This window comes from Haliea atlantica (genome assembly GCF_054779855.1).
Window position 1 is genome coordinate 204,379 of record NZ_BAAGXL010000019.1, and the last position, 22,134, is coordinate 226,512.

The following is a 22,134-nucleotide window of genomic DNA, read 5'->3' on the forward strand; positions in this document are numbered from 1 at the left end:
TCATGGAAAATTACCGAGGTGGCGGCAGCGGCGCTGTGGGCGCCCTGCGGGCAAGTCTGGTGCTGCTGGCGGGACTGTTTCTGGCCCAGGCCGTGCAGGCGGCGTCGACGGTGACCAATATCGAGTTTGCTTCACGACCCGGCAGCAAGTTTGAGGTGCGTCTGGACTTTGATGGGGCGGTGCCGGAGCCGCAGTCCTACACCATTGAGAAGCCTGCCCGCATAGCCCTGGATTTTCCCGGTGCGCGCAGCGCCCTGGAGCGCAAGAGTTACTCCCTCCCCTACGGCAACGCCACCGGGGTGGTGGTGCTGGAGTCGGGCGATCGCACCCGCATGGTGGTCAACCTGGTCAAGCTGGTTCCCTATGACACCCGCGTGGAGGGCAACAGCCTGTACCTGGTGGTCGGTCAGGAAGAAAGCGGTGATTACGTCAAACCCTCCAGCGACCCCAACCGTTTGATATCCGCGACGGAGCGGGTCAGTCGCGACCGTTCCAGTATCGAGGACCTGCAGTTCCAGCGCACACCAGAGGGTGAAGGGCGCCTGACCCTGCAGCTGGAAGACCCCTCGGTGGATGTCACCGTGTTCAGTGAGCGCGGCGACATCAAGGTACAGTTTATCGATACCACGGTGCCGGAGCGGCTGCTGCGCCGCTACGATGTCACCGACTTCGCCACGCCGGTCTCGAGTATCGACGTCAATACCAGCGAGCGGGGCACCACCCTGACCCTGAACACCAGCGGAGAGTTCGACTACCTGGCCTACCAGATGGACAAGGAATACGTCATCTCGGTCAAGCCCCTGAGCAAGAAGGAGGCCGAGGAGCGTCGCGACGAATTCACCTACGTCGGCGAGCGCATCTCCCTGAACTTCCAGGACATTGAAGTGCGCGCGGTGCTGCAGCTGATCGCCGACTTCACCGAGTTGAACCTGGTGGCCAGCGATACGGTCTCCGGCCGCATTACCCTGCGCCTGCAGAATGTGCCCTGGGATCAGGCCCTGGACCTGGTGCTGCGCACCAAGGGTCTGGACAAGCGCCAGGTGGGCAACGTTCTGATGGTGGCGCCCGCGGCGGAGATCGCCGAGCGCGAGCGCCAGCAGATCGAGGCCAACAAGCAGATCGCCGAGCTGGCGCCCCTGCAGACGGAATTCATCCGCATCCGCTACGCCAGCGCGGCGAATGTGGTCAACCTGTTCAAGGCCGGCTCCGAAGAGGGCGGCTCCCTGATCTCCTCCCGCGGTTCGGTGATTGTCGACCCGCGCACCAACTCCCTGATCGTCACGGAAACCGCCGCCAAGCTGGCGGAAATCCGCGAGCTGATCGATCTGGTGGATACGCCTATCCGCCAGGTGATGATCGAGGCGCGGATCGTGATCGCGCAGTCCGACCTGGAGAAGGAGCTGGGTATTGAATGGGGCGGCGGCTTCGTCGACTCCGATGTCAACGGCAATGCGGTGACCATCTCCGGGGATACCGAGAACGTCACCAATCTGAATCAGTCGGTGATCGACGGCACGCCGGGCAGTGTCAATTACCCGGGCGCGTTGCTGGTGGACCTCGGGGTGTCGGGCGCCGCGGGGGGCTTCGCGGTGGGTTTCACCAGCGAAGACCTGTTCCTCACCGCTGAACTGTCTGCACTGGAAGCGGCGGGCAAGGGCGAAGTGGTGTCCCAGCCGAAGGTGATAACCGGGGACAAGCAGAAGGCCACGGTGAAATCGGGTACCGAAGTGCCCTACCAGGAGGGTTCGCTCAGTGGGCAGAACACCACCTCCTTCAAGGAAGCCGTCCTGCAGCTGGATGTCACTCCCAACATCACGCCCGATGACCGGATTCTGCTCGACCTGGTGGTTACCCAGGACTCGGTGGGTGAACTGGTGCCGAGTGGCCAGGGGGGCTTCATTCCCTCCATCGACACCACTGAGCTGACCACGCAGGTGCTGGTGGGCAACGGCGAAACCGTGGTGCTGGGCGGTGTATTCCGCACGGAAGACATCCAGTCGGTGACCAAGGTGCCCTTCTTCGGCGACATTCCCTATGTCGGGCGCCTGTTCCGGAACGAGAGCAACTCCCGGACCAAGACGGAAACGCTGATCTTCATCACGCCGCGCATCCTGGCCGACTCCCTTCTCGACTAGGGGTGTGCTGTAGTCTGATGTCCGCACCCAGTCGCATTTATCTGGTCGGCCCCATGGGGGCCGGCAAGACCACCATTGGCAAGTTGCTCGCCCGTCACCTGGGGCTGGCCTTTGCCGACACCGACAGCGAGATTGAGCGCCGTACCGGCGCCGATATCCCGTGGATTTTTGACATGGAGGGCGAGCAGGGCTTTCGCGACCGGGAAGAGCAGGTGGTCGCCGACATGACCCAGCTCAACGATATCGTGCTCGCCACCGGGGGCGGTGTCGTCATGCGCCCGAGCAACCGGGCGCACCTGGCCGAGCGCGGCTTCGTCATCTACCTGCATGCCACCGTGCGCGAGCAGTTGCGGCGCACTGCGCGCGATCGCAAGCGTCCGCTGCTGCGAGCGGCGAAGCCGGAGACCGTCCTGGCCGAACTGATGGCCCTGCGCGATCCGCTGTACCGCGAAATTGCCGATCACGTCATCGACACCGACGGCTGTTCGCCGCGCACCGTCGCCCAGCGGCTGCAAGCGGTGCTGGGCTAAAGACAGTCCTGGCGCCAGCCGCTAGAATGACGGCTTTTCCCTTGTCTGGAGTCAGCCGTGTCCGTTGTCATGCACACCCTGCACGTCGAGCTGGGTGAACGCAGCTATCCCATCTACATCGGCCGGGACTTGCTATCCGATGGCGAATTGCTGAATCGCCATATCGCCGGGCGGCAGGTTGCCGTGGTCAGTAATGCCACCGTGGCTCCCCTCTATATGGAACGGCTGCGGCGCGCCTTGGGGTCCCGCGACAAGGTCACCGAGATCGTGTTGCCAGACGGCGAGGCGCACAAGACACTCGCTGTTCTGGAAACGATCTTTGATCGCTTGCTCGCCGAGGGTCACAATCGCACGACGACTCTGATCGCACTGGGCGGCGGCGTGGTCGGGGACATGACCGGTTTTGCCGCGGCCTGTTACCAGCGTGGGGTGGATTTCCTCCAGGTGCCGACGACCCTGCTCTCCCAGGTCGACTCGTCGGTGGGGGGCAAGACCGGCGTCAACCACGCCCTGGGCAAGAACATGATCGGTGCCTTCCACCAGCCGCGGGCGGTGTATATCGATCTGAATACTCTGCATACACTGCCGCCCCGGGAGTTCGCGGCGGGGATGGCGGAAGTCATTAAATATGGGCTGATTCGCGACAGCGGGTTCTACGCCTGGCTGCAGACCGCCCGGGAGCGACTGGCTGCCCGCGAAGAGAGCGCCCTGGCGGAGGCCATCGAGCGCAGTTGTGCCCTGAAGGCGGATGTCGTGGCCGCCGATGAGCGGGAAGGTGGCTTGCGCGCCATTCTCAACCTCGGTCACACCTTTGGTCACGCCATCGAGACGCACCAGGGCTATGGTCAGTGGCTGCACGGCGAGGCGGTCGCCTCCGGCATGCTCCTGGCCCTGCGCCTCTCCGTCCAGCGCGGCTGGCTGGAGTCGGCGGCAGTGTCGGAGCTGCAGGGCTTGCTGCAGGGTGCGGGCCTGCCCACCGGCATCCCCGAGGACATGGCCCCGGGGGATTTCGCGAAGCTCATGGCGCGGGACAAGAAGGTGATCGATGGTCGCCTGCGGCTGGTATTGTTGCGCGCCATCGGCGAGGCCTGCATCGTCGACGATGTCTCTGCTGCGGAGCTGGAAACTTTGCTGCAAACCGCGGAGCGGGGTGCCCCATCCAGGTGATCTTGCGCCCCAATATAGGGCGTTATGCACCAGAATAAAGCTGTATTCGCACCAAATAAGAGCGCTCGCCGTGTTTGTCAAGTCCTGAGCGCTGTGTAGAATGGCTGCCCCTTTGAATCCGTGCACTGCGTAAGCGCGCCGGGTGGCGCTCGGAGCACGTGTCTGTTTTTACCAGCCATTCTGGATCGAGTATGAGTGCAGCAGGTCTGTATCGCCCTGAAGAGTTTCGTGACAATTGTGGCTTTGGCCTTATCGTCCACAGCGCCGGTGAGGCCAGCCACCGTTTGCTGCAGACCGCTATTGAGTCCCTGACCTGTATGACCCACCGCGGCGGCATCGCCGCGGATGGACGCACCGGGGATGGCTGCGGGCTGTTGATGCAAATGCCCGAACAGTTTGTTCGGGAGCTGGCGCGGGAGCACTTTGACGCGACGCTGTCCGAGCAGTACGCCGTCGGTCAGGTGTTCTTCAGCCAGGACGCCGGCCTCGCCGGAGCTGCCCGGGATGCCGTGCAGTCGGCCTTGAGCGACCAGGGGCTCAGTGTGCTGGGTTGGCGGGAAGTGCCCACCGACAGCAGCGTCTGCGGTGAAATTGCCCTGGCCTGCCTGCCGCGGATCGAACAGGTCTTTGTCGACGCCCCCGGGCTGACGGCCGACGAGCTGGCTACCCGTCTGTTCGTGGCGCGCCGCAAGGCGGAAAAGGCGATCGACAACGATCCGGATTTCTATATCTGCAGCCTCTCCGGCCGGGTGATTGCCTACAAAGGCCTGGTCATGCCGGTGGACCTGCCGCGCTTCTACCGCGACCTCGACGACTCGCGCCTGGAAACCGCCATCTGTGTCTTCCACCAGCGCTTTTCCACCAACACCATGCCGCGTTGGCCCCTGGCCCAGCCTTTCCGCATGCTCGCCCACAATGGCGAGATCAATACCATCGAAGGCAACCGCAACTGGGCGGAGGCCCGCTCCGCGCTGTTCGAGACGGATCGGCTGCCCAATATCGCCGACATCGCGCCGGTGGTGAACCGTACCGGTTCCGACTCCTCCAGCCTGGACAACATGCTCGACCTGTTGCTCACCGGTGGTGTGGACATGCCGCGTGCCCTGCGCATGCTGATTCCGCCGGCCTGGCACAACATGGAGCACATGGACCCGGACCTGCGCGCCTTCTACGAATACCACTCCATGCATATGGAGCCCTGGGACGGCCCCGCGGGTATCGTGTTGACCGACGGTCGCTATGCCGTCTGTCTGCTCGACCGCAACGGTCTGCGCCCCGCCCGCTGGGTGAAGACCCGCGACGGCTTTATTACCCTGGCCTCCGAAGTCGGTACCCACGGCTATCGCACCGAGGACGTGATTGCCAAGGGTCGCGTCGGCCCCGGCCAGATCCTCATGGTGGATACCCAGACCGGTGAAATGCTGGAGACAGCCGACATCGATGAGCGCCTGAAGTCGCGCCACCCCTACAAGCGCTGGCTGAAGGAAAATGCCATGCGCATTGAGGGTTCCTTCGCCACCGAACAGGCGCCGGGTATCGACGCCGAGCAGCTGCCGGCTTACCAGAAACACTTCCAGGTCACCTTCGAAGAGCGCGACCAGGTGCTGCGCCCGCTGGCGGAGTCCGGCAACGAGGCCGTCGGCTCCATGGGGGACGACACCCCGATGGCGGTGCTCTCGCGTCACGAGCGCCCGCTCTACGACTATTTCCGGCAGAAGTTCGCCCAGGTGACCAACCCGCCGATCGACCCGCTGCGGGAAGCGGTGGTCATGTCCCTGGAAACCGACCTCGGGGCCGAGAAAAATGTCTTTTACGAGGGGCCCGAGCATGCCAACCGGGTGATCCTGACCTCCCCGGTGCTCTCCCAGGGTAAGTTCAACACCATGCTCGGCCTGGATCGTCCAGGCTTCGAGGTCGCGGATATCGACGGCACCTACGATGCCGAGCAGACGGATCTGCACAGCGCCCTGAAGGCCCTGGTCAAGACCGCGGAGGACGCGGTGCGCGGTGGCGCGACCATCCTGGTGCTCTCGGACCGCAAGATCGAGCCGGGCCGGCTGCCGATCCACAGCCTGCTGGCTACCGGCGCGGTGCACCACCACCTGATTCGCCAGGGTCTGCGCTGCGACGCCAACCTGGTGATCGAGACCGGCAGCGCCCGGGACTCCCACCAGATTGCCTGTCTGCTGGGCTTTGGTGCCACGGCGGTTTATCCCTACCTCGCCTACAGCGTGCTCGAGGATCTGATTCGCGACGGCGAGCTGCTGGGTGAGCCGGGTTATTGCTACAAGAACTATCGCAAGGGCATCAACAAGGGTCTGCTCAAGATCATGTCCAAGATGGGCATCTCGTCGGTCAGCTCCTACCGCGGCGCCCAGCTCTTCGAGGCAGTGGGCCTGGCCCGGGAAGTGGTCGATCTGGCTTTCTGCGGCGTCGCCTCGCGCATCGAGGGTGCCGGTTTCGAGGAGCTGGAGGCCGACCAGAAAGCACTGGCGCGCCGTGCCTGGATCTCGCGCAAGCCGCTGCAGCTGGGTGGCCTGCTCAAGTATGTGCACGGTCAGGAATACCACGCCTTCAACCCGGACGTGGTGACCACCCTGCAACAGGCGGTGGCCAGTGGCGATTACGCCACCTACCAGCGTTATGCCCAGCTGGTCAACGAGCGCCCCGTAGCCACGATTCGCGACCTGTTGCAGCCGAAACTTGCGGCGCAGCCCTTGTCGCTGGACGATGTCGAGCCGCTGGAGAAGATCCTGCCGCGCTTCGACTCCGCCGGCATGTCCCTGGGGGCCCTGAGTCCGGAGGCCCACGAGGCCCTGGCGGCGGCGATGAACCGCATGGGCGCGCGCTCCAATTCCGGTGAGGGCGGTGAAGACCCGGCCCGCTACGGCACCGAGCGCAGCTCCAAGATCAAGCAGATTGCCTCCGGCCGCTTCGGCGTCACCCCCGAGTACCTGGTGAATGCCGAGGTGCTGCAGATCAAGGTGGCCCAGGGGGCCAAGCCCGGCGAAGGCGGCCAGCTGCCCGGAGGCAAGGTCAACGAGCTGATCGCGCGCCTGCGCTACTCGGTGCCCGGCGTGACCCTGATTTCGCCGCCGCCACACCACGATATCTACTCCATCGAGGACCTGGCCCAGCTGATCTTCGACCTCAAGCAGGTCAATCCCGAGGCCCTGGTGTCGGTGAAGCTGGTGTCCGAGCCGGGTGTCGGCACCATCGCCGCGGGTGTGGCCAAGGCCTACGCCGACCTGATCACAATCAGTGGCTACGACGGCGGCACCGCTGCCAGTCCCCTGACCTCGATCCGCTACGCCGGTTCGCCCTGGGAGCTGGGCCTGGTGGAAGTGCAGCAGACCCTGCGCGGCAACGGCCTGCGAGGCATGATCCGTCTGCAGACCGACGGTGGCCTGAAGACCGGTCTCGACGTGGTCAAGGCGGCGATTCTCGGTGCCGAGAGCTTCGGTTTCGGTACCGCACCCATGGTTGCCCTGGGCTGCAAATATCTGCGCATCTGCCACCTGAACAACTGTGCGACGGGTGTCGCCACGCAGAACCAGCGTCTGCGGGACGACCACTTCAACGGCACCGTGGAGATGGTGGTGAACTTCTTCACCTTCATCGGCCGCGAGGTGCGCGAGTGGCTGGCGAAGCTGGGCGTGTCCTCCCTGGAGGAACTGATCGGGCGCACCGACCTGCTCGAGCGTCTGCCGGGCGATACCGCCAAGCAGGCCCGGCTGGACCTGTCCCCGATCCTCTACCAGGATCCGGAGGCCGAGGGCGAGCCGCGTTTCTGCCAGGTGGCAGCGAACCCGCCCTTCGACCGCGCCGAGAAGGCCCAGGCCATTCTCGAGGCGGCGCTGCCGGCGATCGAGTCGGGCCAGGGTGGCGAGTTCGAATTCCAGGTCACCAACTGCGACCGCTCCCTGGGGGCGCGCCTGTCCGGGGAGATTGCCCGGCGGCACGGCAACATGGGCATGGAGAGCAACCCGGTGGTGCTGCGCCTCAAGGGCACCGCGGGCCAGAGCTTCGGGGTGTGGAATGCTGGCGGCCTGCACATGTACCTGGAAGGTGATTCCAACGACTACGTGGGCAAGGGCATGGCCGGTGGCAAGCTGGTGGTCTACCCGCCGCGGGAATCCAGCTTCCGCTCCCAGGATACCGTGATCATCGGCAACACCTGCCTCTATGGCGCCACCGGGGGCTACCTCTACGCCGCCGGTGTGGCCGGCGAGCGTTTTGCCGTGCGCAACAGCGGCGCCCACGCCGTAGTCGAGGGTGCAGGCGATCACTGCTGTGAGTACATGACCGGCGGGACTGTCACTGTACTCGGCCCGACCGGGGTCAACTTCGGCGCGGGCATGACCGGCGGTTTTGCCTTTGTGCTGGACCAGGATCGCGGTTTCATCGACCGCTACAACAGCGAACTGGTGGAAATCCACCGCGTCAGCGGCGAGCACATGGAGGCCTACCGCTCCCTCCTGCGCAGCATCCTGCGGGAGCATGCCCGGGAGACCGGCTCCGCCTGGGGAAGCGAACTGTTCGAGAACTTCGAGGACCACCTGGGCAAGTTCTGGCTGGTCAAACCCAAGGCCGCGGATCTCAACCAGCTGCTGTCACGCCTGCGTAATACCGACTAGGTACCGGGAGAAGCCATCATGACCAATCGTCTGTCCAATCACTTCCAGTTTATCGATGTCGGCCGCAACGATCCGGACAAGAAACCCCTGGAGCGTCGCAAGCACGCCTACGTCGAGATCTACGAGCCTTTCACGCCCTCCCAGGCGCAGGAGCAGTCCCACCGCTGTCTCGAGTGTGGCAACCCCTACTGCGAGTGGAAGTGCCCGGTCCACAATTTCATTCCCAACTGGCTCAAGCTGGTGGCCGAGGGCAATCTCTTCGAGGCCGCCGAGCTCAGCCACCAGACCAATACCCTGCCGGAAGTGTGCGGCCGGGTCTGCCCCCAGGACCGTCTGTGCGAGGGGGCCTGTACCCTGAATGACGGCTTCGGTGCGGTAACCATTGGTTCATCCGAGAAGTACATCACCGACACCGCCCTGGCCATGGGCTGGCGGCCGGACCTGTCCCAGGTGGTGCCCACCGGCAAGAAGGTGGCGATCATCGGCGCCGGCCCCGCCGGTCTGGGCTGCGCCGATGTCCTGGTGCGCGCCGGCGTGAAGCCGGTGGTCTACGACCGCTACCCCGAGATCGGCGGCCTGCTGACCTTCGGCATCCCCGAATTCAAGCTGGAGAAGTCGGTGATGATCCGGCGCCGGGGCGTATTCGAGGGCATGGGCATCGAGTTCCGCCTGAATACCGAGGTCGGCAAGGACGTCAGCATGCAGGAACTGATGGAAGAGTATGATGCCGTCTTTCTGGGCATGGGTACCTACACCTACATGCGCGGCGGTTTCCCCGGCGAAGAGCTGCCGGGTGTCTACGAGGCCCTTCCCTACCTGGTGGGCAACGTCAACCACAACCTGGGTTACCCCCAGCCGGAAGACGCCTACGTCAACCTCAAGGGCAAGCGCGTGGTAGTACTCGGTGGTGGCGACACCGCCATGGACTGCGTGCGCACCGCCGTGCGTCAGGGCGCCACCAGTGTCACCTGCGCCTATCGCCGGGACGAGGAAAACATGCCCGGCTCCCGTCGCGAGGTGGCCAACGCGCGTGAAGAGGGTGTCGAGTTCCTGTTCAACCGCCAGCCGATCGAGATCGTCGAGTACTACGGCAAGGCCTGCGGCGTGAAAATGGTCGAGACCCGCCTCGGCGAGCCCGACGACAGCGGCCGCCGTCGCCCCGAACCGATCCCCGGCAGCGAAAAAGTGCTGGAAGCGGATGCGGTGATCATCGCCTTCGGCTTCCAGCCCAGCCCGCCGGAGTGGCTGGTCGAGCAGGGCGTGGAGCTCAACGACTGGCGCGGCATCGTGGCGCCGGAGGAGCAGGAATACAAGTTCCAGACCACCAACGAGAAGATCTTTGCCGGTGGCGACATGGTGCGCGGTTCGGACCTGGTGGTCACGGCGATCTGGGAAGGCCGGCAGGCGGCCGAGGGTATTCTCGACTTCCTGGAGGTCTGATTCCGGCTTGGGTTGGCGCTTCGTAGCGCCGGCCGGTTGAGCCGCGGAGCCCATCACCGACACGCCGTGAACCCGTCCTTGGGGGCTTCTCTGCGACATCCATGTCGCAGAGAGTCGGTGATGGGCACCGCGGCTCAACCGGCCTGGTACGTAGCAGGCCGCAGGCGCCGCGTTTCCGGTTGACTCGACACCGGCAAAGACTGTGCTACGAAGCTCCTAGGCCGTCGTGCGGTCGGTCAAAGTCACGGGCGAGACGTGCCGCAGCTGGCTGGCCGCCGCGGAGTCACGTAGAATCCCGCCACTGTGTTTTCGGTTTGCCGCGATGGTAGGTCTTGCCCGGCGTTGGTGCCGGGGAGACCGTGGAGCGCATGGATGCGCTCCTCGAGCCTACAGGGACGTATTCACGGCGTGTCTCACCGGCACCAACGCCGGGCGAGACCGGACTACGAAGCACCCCTCACGCACGTACAAGGGTTCCCCCGTGACTGATCTCAAGAACGACCGTTTCCTCCGCGCCCTGGCGCGCCAGCCCGTCGACCGCACGCCCATCTGGATGATGCGCCAGGCCGGGCGCTACCTGCCCGAGTACCGCGCCACGCGCGCCCAGGCGGGCTCCTTCCTCGATCTGTGCAAGAACGCCGAGCTGGCCTGTGAAGTGACCCTGCAGCCCCTGCGGCGCTACCCCATGGACGCGGCGATTCTCTTCAGCGACATCCTCACCATCCCCGACGCCCTGGGTCTGGGGCTTTATTTCGAGGAAGGGGAAGGGCCGAAGTTTCGGAAAACGGTACGCAGCGAGGCGGACCTCGCGGGGCTGAACCAGATCCGGGCGGCTGACGACCTGGGTTATGTGATGAATGCCGTGCGCACCATCCGCCGCGAACTGAACGGTCAGGTGCCGCTGATCGGTTTTTCCGGCAGCCCCTGGACCCTGGCCACCTACATGGTGGAGGGCGGCTCCTCGAAAGACTTCGCCCGGGTCAAGGGCATGGCCTACGATCAGCCGGAGCTGATGCACGCCCTGCTCGCACGCCTGGCGGATGCCGTCGCGGATTACCTGAGCGAGCAGGTGGCGGCGGGCGCCCAGGCGCTGCAGATCTTCGATACCTGGGGCGGTTCACTCAGTGCCGCCGGCTACCGGGAGTTTTCCCTCAAGTACATGCAGCGGGTCATCAGCAAGCTGCCGACCGAAGCCGATGGGCGGCCGCTGCCGGTGATCGTTTTCACCAAAGGTGGCGGCCAGTGGCTGGAGGCGATTGCCGCCTGCGGTGCCCAGGCGGTGGGTATCGACTGGACCACGGACATCGGCCAGGCCCGTGCCCGGGTGGGCGACCGGGTTGCCCTGCAGGGCAACATGGACCCGGCGATGCTCTACGCCTCACCGGCCCGCATTCGCGAAGAGGTGGCCACCATCCTCGCCAGTTTCGGTCACGGTAGCGGGCATGTGTTCAACCTCGGGCACGGGATCACCCCCGGTGTGAACCCGGATCATGTCACCGCCTTTGTGGATGCGGTTCAGGAGCTGTCACCCCAGTATCATCAGGGGTGATGGCGAAGGGCTGCTGCCGGCCACACCAGCGACAGCAGCCAGCGCCACAGGGAATTGCCGGCGAGCACTTCCCGGTCCACCGCATCGAAAAAGGCCTCCACACCCGCCGGGTCGGCAAACAGGTCCATGCGGGTGGTGAAGCCTTCCTCCGGGTCCAGCTCGCGCACGACGCGCGCCGGATTGCCGGCGACCACGACATTCGCGGGGACATCGCGCGTGACCACGGCCCGGGCGGCAACCACGCTGTTGTCGCCGATAGTGACGCCCTTGAGCACGGTGGCGTGATCCCCGAGCCAGACGTTGCGACCGATATGCACCGGGGTGGGCGTCGCCGCCCTGACCGTGCGATCACGGATGGTGTGCCAGTCGGAGTCGGTCACGTAGGCGCCGTTGGCGAACATGGTGCCATCGCCCACGGTGATTTCGTCGCTGGCGCTGATGCGCGAGCCGGGGCTCATCAGCACGCAGTCGCCAATGCTGACGCGCCCCTGCCCGGCTTCCCGCCCCCACACGCCGATTTCCACCCGGTTGCCCGGCTCGCCGATAGCGGTGAAGTTGCGGCCGATGCGGATATTGGCGCCGGAGATATGCACGTACCAGGGTTTCATGATGCTGTGCCAGGGGCCCAGGCTGGCGCAGCGGGGCCGCAGGCGCCACTCGGTCCAGGCGTGACGCAGGCGCAGGTAGAGTTTCTTTACCCAGTAAGGGCGCAAATCCTCTTGCATGGTATCGGATCCCGTTTGGGCGCAGGTCGCAGCCGGCGTATCATGACAAGCCCCCGACAGCGACGCAAACCAACACGCCATGCAGCAGACTTCGCGACCGGTCACCAGCAACCAGCCCGGCCTGCACCCGCGCCTTGCCGAACGGGTGCGCAAGCACCTGCGCAGCCCGAACCGGCGCCCGGTGCCCGATTTCAGTCGCGCGGCCTTTGCCGAGCTGGCCCGATTGCAGGAGGAAGACCCGCGACCGCTGGTGCTGGACTCCTTCTGCGGTACCGGGATGAGCACGGCCCTGCTCGCGGCGCGCCATCCCCAGCACCGTGTGGTGGGCATCGACCGCTCCGCGGATCGCCTGGGGCGCCACAGCGCCGCCGATACCCCCGGCGGCGGGGCCTGCTATCACTTGCTGCGGGCCGAATGCGAGGACATATGGCTTCTGATGCGCGAGGCCGGCTGGCGGGTCGACTATCATTACCTGCTCTACCCCAACCCCTGGCCCAAGGCGGCTCACTTGCAGCGGCGCATTCACGGGCATCCCGGCTTCAGCGATCTGGTGGCGCTGGGCGGCCGTATTGAGCTGCGCAGTAATTGGCAGCTCTACGTCGAGGAGTTTGGCGTGGCCCTGTTGCTGGCTGGCAGCCCGGGGCGGGTGTGCCAGCTGCCGGAGGGCCCGGCCCTGACCCGCTTCGAGGCCAAGTACCGCGCCAGCGGGCACGCCCTGTGGCAATACCAGGGCCCCTGAACAGCCCCTTGCGGGCTGTGCTACATTGGTGCGCTGACAAAGAGGAGAGATCATGGCGCCGAAAAAGCCCGACCCGGTGTGGCAACGCATCCTGGACGAGACCGCGCAACACGCCGCGGATGAACCGATCCTGGCCAGCTTCCTGCACGCCACCATTCTCAATCACGGCGACCTGGAAAGCGCCCTCAGCTTCCATCTTGCCTACCAGCTGGATAGTCCCACGGCATCCTCCCTGTTGCTGCGGGAGGTCATCCTGGAGGCTTTTCGGGATGATGCCTGCCTGCGCAAGTCGGTGCGCTGTGACCTGCTTGCGGTCGAGGAGCGTGACTCCGCCTGCCAGGAGCTCTACATTCCCTTTCTGTACTTCAAGGGCTTCCACGCCCTGCAGACCCACCGTGTATCCCACTGGTTGTGGCAGCGCGGGCGCCGCTCCCTGGCGCTGTTCTTCCAGAACCGCATGTCCGCCGAGTTCGCGGTGGACATCCACCCCAACGCCAGGCTCGGCCACGGCATCATGCTGGACCACGCGACCGGGCTGGTGATCGGCGAAACCGCGGTGGTGGGCAACAACGTGTCTATCCTGCAGTCGGTCACCCTCGGCGGCACCGGCAAGGAGCACGGCGACAGGCATCCCAAGATCGGCAACGGTGTGCTGATCAGCGCCGGCGCCAAGATCCTGGGCAACATCCGGGTGGGCGACGGTGCCAAGGTAGGTGCCGGCAGCGTGGTGCTGGAAGAGGTGCCGCCCCACACCACAGTCGCGGGTGTGCCGGCGAAGGTGGTCGGGCGTCCCCGCTCGCAGTCACCCGCGCTGGAAATGGACCACTCCTTCCCCTGCAGCGAAGACGACGAGGATTGCCTGGAGGCGATGCGCGGCCGGACTGGCAAAGCGCGTTGAGCCCTCAGAGCAGCCGCAGCGGTTCCTCCTCCAGCGCGGACATTTGCTCCCGCAGCTGCAGGATGTGGTCGCCCCAGAAGCGCTCGCTGTTGAACCAAGGGAAGGCCTTGGGAAAGGCGGGGTCGCCCCAGCGCCGGGCCAGCCAGGCAGCGTAGTTGACGATACGCAGGGTGCGCAGCGCTTCCACCCAGCGCAGCTCCCGGGGCGCGAAGTCGGCGAAGTCGCTGTAGCCTTCAATCAATTCCGCCAGCTGCAGCTGGCGCTCCTGGCGATCGCCGTTCAGACACATCCACAGATCCTGGATCGCCGGGGCCATGCAGCAGTCGTCGAGGTCGACGAAGTGCGCGGTCTCGTCGCGCCAGAGTATGTTGCCGGCATGGCAGTCGCCGTGGACCCGGATGCAGTCACTGTCCTCCAGGTTGGCCAGGGCGCCCCGCAGGCGAGTCAGCAGATCGTCGGTAAGGGAGGCGTAGGCGGCGATCAGCTCCCGGGGGATAAAGCCCTCCGCCAGCAGATAGTCGCGGCTGCTGACAAAGTGGCTGTCAATCGTCAGGTGTGGGCGAGTGCGGAAGGGTGCCGCGGCACCGACCCGGTGCATGCGGCCGATGGTGCGGCCCAGGACCAGCAGGTTGTCGAGGTTGTCCAGTTCCGGGGGGTGGCCGCCGCGGCGGGGAAACAGGGCGAAGCGAAAGCCCTCGTGCTGGTGCAGGCTGTCTCCGCCGGCTGATTGCAGGGGGGCGACCACGGAAATGTCCGCCGCCTGCAGCTCGAGGCTGAAGGCGTGCTCCTCGAGGATCTGTTCGTCGCTCCAGCGACCCGGCCGGTAGAACTTGGCGACCAGGGGTGGTCCCTCCTCCATGCCCACCTGGTAGACACGGTTCTCGTAGCTGTTCAGTGCCAGCAGGCGCGCGTCACAGGGGTAGCCGGCGGCCTCCACCGCATCGATCACGCAGTCCGGGGTCAGGCGTTCATAGGGGTGTTCACTGTGGTGCTGCATACTCTGCGCTCAAACCGCTGGCTGGACCGGCCAGTGTAGCAGGGTGCGCGGGGGTGCGAGCCAGGCTCCATATCTGCACGCTTGCTGCGCCGCCGTCCTTCAGCACGGCCGCCACCTCCCGGGCCGTGGCGCCGGTGGTGACGACATCGTCAATCACCGCGACCCGCAGCCCGCTCACCTCAGCCCGCAGCCGGAAGCTGCCCGCGAGGTTGGCCTCCCGGGCGCCGGCGCCGAGACCCGCCTGGTGTCGCGTGTGCTGCCGGCGCTGCAGGCCTCCCTCCAGCAGGGGGATCCCTGCCAGTGCCGGGTGACTGCGTCGCAGTGCCCGCCCCAGCAGGGCGGCCTGGTTGAAGCCGCGCCACAACTGTCGGCGCCAGTGCAGCGGCACCGGCAGCAGCAGGTCGCACGCCGGAAGCTGCGTCAGGTGCTCCAGCCACAGGCTGGCGAGCAGGGGGCTCAGAAGGGTCTGGCGCCGGTATTTCCAGGCGCTCACCAGCTGGCGTATACCCGGGCCGTAAACCAGCGGCGCGATCACCCGGTCGAAGTCCCGTTGTCCCTCCAGGCAGCTTTCGCAGAGTGCGCCGGGGGCGGCACCCGTCGGTAGTGGCAGCGCGCACTGCTCACAGGCGCAGTGGTTCAGCGGCAAGCTGGTGCGGCAGTCGTGGCACAGGGGCTGCGGGTTGTGGCTGGCCTGCCGACAGAGCAGGCACTGCCGGGGGAAGAGCTTTTCGAGCAGGGTGTCCAGCTGGCTGTTAACCATGCGATGCCCTCCTGGTTGACTGCTTTCGGGCAGCCCGTATCATGGGCGCCTGATTCCCGTCACGAGATGCCCGCCATGACTGCTGTCGCCACCGCCAAACCCGAGCTGCGCCACGACTGGAGCCGCGAGGAAATCGAGTCCCTGTTTGCCCTGCCCTTCAACGATTTGCTGTTCCGGGCACACAGCGTGCATCGGGCCTATTTTGACCCGAATGCGGTGCAGGTGAGCACACTGCTTTCCATCAAAACCGGCGCCTGCCCCGAGGATTGCGCCTATTGCCCCCAGAGCAACCGCTATGACACCGGTCTGGAAGCGGAAAAGCTGATGGAAGTGGAGAAAGTGCTGGAGCAGGCGCGGGCGGCCAAGGCCAGTGGGGCATCGCGCTTCTGCATGGGGGCTGCCTGGCGCTCGCCGAAGAAGCGCGACATGCCCTACGTGGTGGCGATGGTCAAGGGCGTACGCGAACTGGGGTTGGAAAGCTGCATGACCCTGGGCATGCTGAGCCCCGAGCAGGCCCAGGAGCTGGCGGAGGCGGGGCTCGACTACTACAACCACAACCTGGATACCTCGCCCGAGTACTACGGCGAAATCATTACTACCCGCACCTACCAGGACCGGCTGGAGACCCTCGGCCACGTACGCGAGGCGGGCATGAAAATCTGCTCCGGTGGCATCGTCGGCATGGGCGAGTCGGCCCGGGACCGCGCGGGTCTCCTGCAGCAGCTGGCCAACCTGCCGGAGCATCCGGAAAGTGTGCCCATCAACATGCTGGTCAAGGTCGAGGGGACGCCACTGGCCGAAGAGGCGGATCTCGACCCCTTCGATTTCATCCGCACCATCGCCGTGGCCCGGATCCTGATGCCGGCGTCGCACGTGCGCCTGTCCGCCGGACGCGAATCGATGAACGAACAGATGCACGCCCTCGCCTACTTCGCCGGTGCCAACTCGATCTTCTACGGCGAGAAGCTGCTGACCACTCCGAACCCCGAGGCCAACCGCGATCTGGCCCTGTTCCAGCGCCTGGGTATCCACCCCGAGGAGCGTGAGCTGGAGCAGGCGCCGGAGATGCCCTCGCCGCAGTTCTACGACGCCACGCGCAGCGCCGCGGCCCACTGACCGCCCCGCCGTGTCCGCTTTTGACCGGCGCCTGCGCGAGGTGCTGGAGACGCGTCGCGCCACCGACCTCTATCGCCAGCGCCTGACCCTGGACTCGCCCCAGGGCCCCCGGGTGCGCTGGCAGGGGGGCGACTACCTCAACTTCTGCAGCAACGACTACCTGGGCCTGGCCAGCGATCCGCGCCTGGTGGAGAGCTTGCGCCGCGGTGCCCGGGATTACGGGGTTGGCAGTGGCGCTTCCCACCTGGTTTGTGGCCACAGTCGCGCCCACGCCGAGCTCGAGGAGGCACTCGCCGAGGCCACGGGACGGCCCAGGGCCCTGTTGATGGGCAGTGGCTACGCCGCCAATACCGGCGCCCTGCAGGCCCTGCTGCAAGCCGGGGACACCGTGCTGGAGGACCGCCTCAACCACGCTTCCCTGCTGGACGGCGGCCTGCACAGCGGCGCCCGCCTGCGGCGCTTTGCCCACAACGACTGTGCCGATCTGGCGCGCAAGCTGGCGAGCAGCCAGGGCCCGGTCCTGGTGGCGGTGGACGGTGTGTTCAGCATGGACGGTGATCTGGCGCCCCTGGTCGAGCAGGCGGCTCTCTGCCGCCAGCACGACGCCTGGCTGATGGTCGACGATGCCCACGGTTTCGGCGTGCTGGGGGAGCGCGGTGCCGGCAGTGTGGCGGCGGCGGGCCTGGACAGTGAAGCGGTGCCGGTGCTGATGGCGACCCTGGGCAAGGCGCTGGGTACTGCCGGCGCCTTTGTCGCGGGCAGCGAGACCCTGATCGAGACGCTGATCCAGGTGACCCGCAAGTACATCTACACCACGGCGCCGCCACCGGCGATTGCCGTCGCCAGCCTGACCGCGTTGCGGCTGGCGACGGAGGAGAATTGGCGGCGCGAGCACCTGCAGACCCTGATCGCCCACTTCCGGAATGGCGCCGCCGCACGAAATCTGCCCCTGATGCCTTCGCCGACCCCGATTCAACCCCTGCTGGTGGGCGAGGCTGGGCGTTCACTGCAGCTCAGTGAAGGGCTGCGCGCGCGGGGCTTCCTGGTCAGTGCCATTCGCCCCCCCACCGTACCCGCCAAAACCTCGCGTTTGCGTATCACGCTGACCGCCGGCCACACAGTCGGGCAGGTGGAACAGCTCCTCGATGCTCTGGCGGAGTTGAGCGCCGATGCCTGAGGCAAGCTTTCAGATCGAATACCTGCCCGCCACCATCGACAGCGAGCAGCACCTGGTGCTGCTGCATGGCTGGTCCGGGAGCCGCGAACTCTGGCGGCCCCTGTTGGCTCCGCTGCGAGGCCTGGCGAACCTGGTGTTGGTGGACTGGCTGCCACCCCCCGATGTGCCGTCCGAAACCGGTCTCGCGGCTACCGTGGAAGGCCTTCTGGATCGTCTGCCCGCGCGATTCGGGCTGCTTGGCTGGTCCCTGGGCGGGCAGCTGGCGGCGGCGCTGGCGGCCCGGGCGCCGTCGCGGGTCGATTGTCTGGTGACGGTGTGCAGTAATCCCTGCTTTCTGGCGCGCGCAGACTGGCCGGGCCTGTCGCCGGAGGACCTGGCCGCCATGGGAGCCAGCCTGCCCCGCCATCCCGTTCAGACCCTGCGCCGCTTTGACGCCCTGCAGGGGCGAGGTGCGCCGCGCGCCTGGCTGCGCTACCTGCAGCAGTGCCGCCGCGAACTGCCCTTGCCTGCCCTGCAGGCAGGTCTCGCCTGGCTGGGCGATCTCGACCTCCGCGAAGTCCTGGCGACGCTGCCCATGCCCCAGCGGCACCTCCTCGGCGAGGCCGATGCGCTGGTGCCCCCGGATCTGGCCCCGGCGCTTGAAAGCCTCCTGGCGGGGCAGCGTGAGGCGGTGGTAGCTGCGCTGCCGGCGGTGGGTCACTTGTTGCCACTGCAGGCCAGCGAGGCTCTCCTGGCTGCGATAGCGCCGCTGCTGGAGTCCTCCGCAGCCGGCATCCCGCAGGGCCCGGAACCGGTTTCCAAGCAGGCTATTGCGAATTCCTTCAGTCGCGCAGCGCCTCACTATGACAGTGTGGCGCAAGTTCAGCGTGAGGTGGGCGATGCCTTGCTTTCGCGCCTGCCGGAGACGGCGAACACCGTGGACACGGTGGTCGACCTGGGCTGTGGCACGGGGTACTTCCGCCCGGCGCTGCAGCACCACTACCCGGGTGCGGCTTACTTGGGGCTGGATATTGCCGCCGGGATGCTGGCCTGGGCGCGACAGCAGGATGGTGAGGGGCAGGCCCGCTGGGTCGTGGGTGACGCGGAGGCCCTGCCACTGGCAACCGCCAGTGTCGACCTGATTTTCAGCAGCCTGGCACTACAGTGGTGTTACCACCCGCGGCGCCTGCTGGCCGAGCTGGCCCGGGTGCTGAAGCCCGGTAGCTGTGCCCTGTTCAGTACCCTGGGGCCGTCGACACTGCACGAGTTGCGCGGGGCCTGGGCGGCAGTGGACGACGGCCAGCACGTCAACCGCTTCCTGCCCTTGTCGGCGCTGCAGGAGGCTGCCGCAAGTCTGCCCGGCGTCACCCTGCACGCGGAGGTGGAGACCCGGGTGGTACATCATGCGGCGGTCGCCGACCTGCTGCGGGAGCTGAAGACCCTGGGAGCCCACAACATGAACAGCGGCCGTGCCGGTGGCCTGACTACCCGGCGCCAGCTGGCGGCGATGCTGCGGGCCTATGAGCGCTTCCGCGAGCCCCGGGGCCTGCCGGCCACCTGGGAAGTTATCCATGCACGTCTGGAGTTGCAATCATGACCCGCACCTATTTCGTGACCGGTACCGATACCGAAGTGGGCAAGACCGCCATTAGCTGCGCGGTATTGGAAGCCGCCAGGCGCGCCGGCCTGACCACCGGCGCCGTCAAGCCGGTGGCGGCGGGCTGTGACAGCGAGGGGCGCAATGAGGATGCGCTGGCCCTGATGCGGTCGATGTCACTGGATCTGCCCTATAGCCAGGTCAACCCGGTCGCCCTGCAGCCGGCGATTGCACCGCATATCGCCGCCGAGCAGGCGGGGCGGCGTCTGCAGGCCGACCGGCTGGCGGGGCTCTGCCGGGGCGTGATGGGGCTGGGTGCCGACCTGGTACTGGTGGAGGGTGCCGGGGGCTGGCGGGTGCCGCTGGGGCCGCGCGAAACCTTTGCCGACATTGCCACAACCCTGCAGGCGGAAGTGATTCTGGTGGTGGCCATGCGCCTGGGTTGCATCAATCACGCCCTGCTCACTGCCGAAGCGATACAGCGCGATGGTCTGCGCCTGGCTGGGTGGGTGGCCAACCAGCCGGGGCAGGAAATGGCCTGCCACCGCGAAAACCTGGACACTCTCGCGCGCTGGCTGCCTGCGCCATTGTTGGGGGAAGTGCCCTTCCAGCCGCCTTTTGATCCAGTTCAGGCTTGCCAGCATATTGATTTAGAACGCCTTTTTTTCGGGGTTTCACAGGCTTGACCTTGCGCCTGGCGCGCTTGTCGCGCTGATGTGGCCGGCTACCGGCGGCGTCTTGGCTGCGCTCTCCCGCAGAAATGTCATTTGACATCCGCGGCAAAACCCGCAGAATGTGTTCGCCGTTCACTTTGCCGCTTCACCGAGAGGTTCCCCCATGCCCGAGTACAAGGCTCCCCTGCGCGATATCCAGTTTGTGCTGCACGAGTTGCTGCAGTCCGAGTCGCTCTACCAGCGGCTGCCCGCGTACCAGGAGGCCAGCCGCGAGCTAATGGATGCGGTCCTTGGCGAGGCCGCAAAATTTGCCGAGAACGTGCTGGCGCCCCTGTACCAGAGCGGCGATGAGGAAGGTTGCCACTGGGACGACGGTGTGGTGACGACACCGGCCGGTTTTGCCGACGCCTATCAGCAGTTCGTGGCCAATGGCTGGCCCGCCCTGGCCGCGGATCCCGAATGGGGCGGGCAGGGAATGCCGAATCTGCTGGGTATTGTGGTCAATGAGCTGGCGGGCACTGCCAACTGGCCATGGCTGATGTACCCGGGGCTGAGTCACGGCGCCATCAAGACCATCGAGGCCCATGGCGACGATGCCCAGAAGGCCACCTACCTGACCCGACTGATCGAGGGCAGCTGGTCGGGCACGATGTGCCTGACCGAGGCGCATTGTGGCAGTGACCTGGGGCTGCTGCGGACCCGGGCCGAGCCGCGAGAGGACGGCAGTTACGCCATCACCGGCACCAAGATCTTCATCAGTGCCGGCGAACACGACATGGCGGAGAACATTGTGCATATCGTGCTGGCCCGTCTGCCGGACGCGCCCGAGGGTACCAAGGGCATTTCCCTGTTCATTGTTCCCAAATTCCTGGCCCGGGACGATGGCACAGTGGGTGAGCGTAATGCCGTGCACTGCGCTTCCCTGGAAAAGAAAATGGGCATCAAGGCCTCGGCCACCTGCGTGATGAACTTTGACGGTGCCACCGGCTACCTGATCGGGCCGCCCAATCGCGGGCTGAACGCCATGTTCACGTTTATGAATACGGCGCGCATCGGCACTGCCATCCAGGGGCTGGCCCATGGCGAACTGGCCTGGCAGGGTTCTCTGGCCTACGCCAGGGAACGCCTGGCCATGCGCAGCCTGAGCGGCCCGAAAAACCCCGAGGGACCGGCCGATCCCATCATCGTGCACCCGGATGTGCGCCGTCTGCTGTTGAGCCAGAAAGCCCTGGTCGAGGGCAGTCGGGCCTTCCTGTACTACCTGGCGCAACAGTCGGATATTGTCGATTCCGCAGAGGCGGAAGAGGCCCAGGCCGCCGAAAACCGGCTGGCGCTGTTGACGCCCATCGCCAAGGCCTTCGTGACCGAGACGGGTTTCGAGTCGGCCAATTTTGGTCTGCAGGTATTTGGCGGCCACGGCTACATCCGCGAGTGGGGCATGGAGCAGATCGTGCGCGACGCCCGCATCGCCATGCTCTACGAAGGCACTACCGGTATCCAGGCCATGGACCTGATCGGGCGCAAGGTGCTGGGTAGTGGCGGCAAGCTGCTGACCGATTTCACCGCCCTGATCGATGACTTCTGCACGCAGCACAATGACCAGGCGGATGCCCGCTTCATCGAGCCCCTGGTTCACTACAAGGACGAATGGCTGGAGCTCTCCCTGAAGGTCGGGGAGCTGGCTATGCAGAATCCCGAGGAGGCGGGTGCCGCCGCGGTGGATTACCTGATGTACAGTGGCTATGTGGTGCTGGCCTGGTGCTGGGCGCGCATGGCGGTGCTGGCCCGTCAGAAAGTGGCCGAGGGTGGCGATGACAAGGCCTTCTACGAAGCCAAGCTGATGACCGCCGAGTTCTATTTCGCGCGGCTATTGCCGCGGGCCGGCAGTCATCGGGATGCCGTGCTCGCCGGGTCGCAGAGCCTGATGCAGATGCCCGAGGCGCTGTTTGCCCTCTGAGTCCCGCGGGTGACAAGTACCGGGTTAGGGGCCACAATATGCGTGTGATTGGAGGTA

16 protein-coding genes are annotated in these 22,134 nt (G+C 65.9%); 13 read left to right on the forward strand and 3 right to left on the reverse strand.

Annotated features, from left to right (window positions below; all coding sequences use genetic code 11):
• Positions 1 to 2 precede the first annotated feature (2 nt).
• The 6 genes from pilQ to hemE all read left to right on the forward strand — a co-directional run bounded on the left by pilQ (position 3) and on the right by hemE (position 11,458).
• Entirely contained in the window at positions 3 to 2,135 is a 2,133-nt protein-coding gene (pilQ, locus tag ACYVGS_RS12700) for a type IV pilus secretin PilQ (RefSeq protein WP_460589065.1), read from the forward strand.
• Between the two features lie 17 nt (positions 2,136 to 2,152).
• The gene (gene aroK / locus ACYVGS_RS12705) at positions 2,153 to 2,665 is read left to right on the forward strand and encodes a shikimate kinase (RefSeq protein WP_460589066.1); all 513 of its coding nucleotides are present in this window, start codon (positions 2,153 to 2,155) and stop codon (positions 2,663 to 2,665) included.
• A 69-nt stretch (positions 2,666 to 2,734) separates the two neighbouring features.
• On the forward strand, positions 2,735 to 3,832 hold the full coding sequence (gene aroB / locus ACYVGS_RS12710) for a 3-dehydroquinate synthase (protein ID WP_460589261.1): 1,098 nt from the start codon (positions 2,735 to 2,737) through the stop codon (positions 3,830 to 3,832).
• 191 nt (positions 3,833 to 4,023) lie between these two features.
• Positions 4,024 to 8,469 carry a glutamate synthase large subunit gene (gltB, locus tag ACYVGS_RS12715; protein WP_460589067.1) on the forward strand — a complete coding sequence of 1,482 codons (4,446 nt, stop codon included), beginning with the start codon at positions 4,024 to 4,026 and terminating at the stop codon, positions 8,467 to 8,469.
• 18 nt (positions 8,470 to 8,487) lie between these two features.
• Entirely contained in the window at positions 8,488 to 9,909 is a 1,422-nt protein-coding gene (locus ACYVGS_RS12720) for an FAD-dependent oxidoreductase (protein WP_460589068.1), read from the forward strand.
• A gap of 481 nt (positions 9,910 to 10,390) precedes the next feature.
• Positions 10,391 to 11,458, forward strand: coding sequence for a uroporphyrinogen decarboxylase (hemE, locus tag ACYVGS_RS12725; protein ID WP_460589069.1), 1,068 nt, complete (start codon positions 10,391 to 10,393; stop codon positions 11,456 to 11,458).
• Here the strand turns inward: hemE and ACYVGS_RS12730 are convergent.
• Positions 11,449 to 12,183 (reverse strand): acyltransferase, encoded by a 735-nt coding sequence (locus tag ACYVGS_RS12730; protein ID WP_460589070.1) that lies wholly within the window; start codon positions 12,181 to 12,183, stop codon positions 11,449 to 11,451. The two genes, hemE and ACYVGS_RS12730, sit on opposite strands and share 10 nt — an antisense overlap.
• A 79-nt stretch (positions 12,184 to 12,262) precedes the next feature.
• Here ACYVGS_RS12730 and trmB point away from each other — a divergent pair, with 79 nt between their 5' ends.
• Both trmB and cysE read left to right on the forward strand, forming a co-directional pair.
• Complete coding sequence (gene trmB / locus ACYVGS_RS12735) at positions 12,263 to 12,922, forward strand: tRNA (guanine(46)-N(7))-methyltransferase TrmB (RefSeq protein ID WP_460589071.1); 660 nt, start codon at positions 12,263 to 12,265, stop codon at positions 12,920 to 12,922.
• A 52-nt stretch (positions 12,923 to 12,974) separates the two neighbouring features.
• On the forward strand, positions 12,975 to 13,820 hold the full coding sequence (cysE, locus tag ACYVGS_RS12740; protein WP_460589072.1) for an LbetaH domain-containing protein: 846 nt from the start codon (positions 12,975 to 12,977) through the stop codon (positions 13,818 to 13,820).
• A 4-nt stretch (positions 13,821 to 13,824) separates the two neighbouring features.
• Here the strand turns inward: cysE and ACYVGS_RS12745 are convergent, their stop codons facing one another.
• Positions 13,825 to 14,817, reverse strand: a complete 993-nt coding sequence (locus tag ACYVGS_RS12745) for a stress response kinase A (protein WP_460589073.1) — start codon at positions 14,815 to 14,817, stop codon at positions 13,825 to 13,827.
• The gene (locus tag ACYVGS_RS12750) at positions 14,801 to 15,577 is read right to left on the reverse strand and encodes a ComF family protein (RefSeq protein ID WP_460589074.1); all 777 of its coding nucleotides are present in this window, start codon (positions 15,575 to 15,577) and stop codon (positions 14,801 to 14,803) included. The genes ACYVGS_RS12745 and ACYVGS_RS12750 overlap by 17 nt, the downstream gene beginning before the upstream one ends.
• A 75-nt stretch (positions 15,578 to 15,652) precedes the next feature.
• Between ACYVGS_RS12750 and bioB the strand changes: the two genes are divergently transcribed.
• The 5 genes from bioB (at position 15,653) to ACYVGS_RS12775 (ending at position 22,077) form a co-directional block, all read left to right on the forward strand.
• On the forward strand, positions 15,653 to 16,693 hold the full coding sequence (gene bioB, locus ACYVGS_RS12755; protein WP_460589075.1) for a biotin synthase BioB: 1,041 nt from the start codon (positions 15,653 to 15,655) through the stop codon (positions 16,691 to 16,693).
• Positions 16,694 to 16,703: 10 nt separating this feature from the next.
• Entirely contained in the window at positions 16,704 to 17,870 is a 1,167-nt protein-coding gene (gene bioF / locus ACYVGS_RS12760) for an aminotransferase class I/II-fold pyridoxal phosphate-dependent enzyme (RefSeq protein ID WP_460589076.1), read from the forward strand.
• Complete coding sequence (gene bioC, locus ACYVGS_RS12765) at positions 17,863 to 19,446, forward strand: malonyl-ACP O-methyltransferase BioC (protein ID WP_460589078.1); 1,584 nt, start codon at positions 17,863 to 17,865, stop codon at positions 19,444 to 19,446. Before bioF ends, bioC begins: the two co-directional genes overlap by 8 nt.
• A complete protein-coding gene (gene bioD / locus ACYVGS_RS12770; RefSeq protein ID WP_460589079.1) occupies positions 19,443 to 20,132 on the forward strand; it encodes an ATP-dependent dethiobiotin synthetase BioD in 690 nt (229 codons plus the stop codon). The genes bioC and bioD overlap by 4 nt, the downstream gene beginning before the upstream one ends.
• 151 nt (positions 20,133 to 20,283) lie before the next feature.
• On the forward strand, positions 20,284 to 22,077 hold the full coding sequence (locus ACYVGS_RS12775; protein ID WP_460589080.1) for an acyl-CoA dehydrogenase family protein: 1,794 nt from the start codon (positions 20,284 to 20,286) through the stop codon (positions 22,075 to 22,077).
• Positions 22,078 to 22,134 lie beyond the last annotated feature (57 nt).

Coding starts and splice junctions, on each gene's coding strand:
- pilQ (WP_460589065.1), top strand. CDS start 3: ATGGAAAATTACCGAGGTGGCGGCAGCGGCGCTGTGGGCGCCCTGCGG.
- aroK (WP_460589066.1), top strand. CDS start 2,153: ATGTCCGCACCCAGTCGCATTTATCTGGTCGGCCCCATGGGGGCCGGC.
- aroB (WP_460589261.1), top strand. CDS start 2,735: ATGCACACCCTGCACGTCGAGCTGGGTGAACGCAGCTATCCCATCTAC.
- gltB (WP_460589067.1), top strand. CDS start 4,024: ATGAGTGCAGCAGGTCTGTATCGCCCTGAAGAGTTTCGTGACAATTGT.
- ACYVGS_RS12720 (WP_460589068.1), top strand. CDS start 8,488: ATGACCAATCGTCTGTCCAATCACTTCCAGTTTATCGATGTCGGCCGC.
- ACYVGS_RS12730 (WP_460589070.1), bottom strand. CDS start 12,183: ATGCAAGAGGATTTGCGCCCTTACTGGGTAAAGAAACTCTACCTGCGC.
- trmB (WP_460589071.1), top strand. CDS start 12,263: ATGCAGCAGACTTCGCGACCGGTCACCAGCAACCAGCCCGGCCTGCAC.
- cysE (WP_460589072.1), top strand. CDS start 12,975: ATGGCGCCGAAAAAGCCCGACCCGGTGTGGCAACGCATCCTGGACGAG.
- ACYVGS_RS12745 (WP_460589073.1), bottom strand. CDS start 14,817: ATGCAGCACCACAGTGAACACCCCTATGAACGCCTGACCCCGGACTGC.
- ACYVGS_RS12750 (WP_460589074.1), bottom strand. CDS start 15,577: ATGGTTAACAGCCAGCTGGACACCCTGCTCGAAAAGCTCTTCCCCCGG.
- bioB (WP_460589075.1), top strand. CDS start 15,653: ATGACTGCTGTCGCCACCGCCAAACCCGAGCTGCGCCACGACTGGAGC.
- bioC (WP_460589078.1), top strand. CDS start 17,863: ATGCCTGAGGCAAGCTTTCAGATCGAATACCTGCCCGCCACCATCGAC.
- bioD (WP_460589079.1), top strand. CDS start 19,443: ATGACCCGCACCTATTTCGTGACCGGTACCGATACCGAAGTGGGCAAG.
- ACYVGS_RS12775 (WP_460589080.1), top strand. CDS start 20,284: ATGCCCGAGTACAAGGCTCCCCTGCGCGATATCCAGTTTGTGCTGCAC.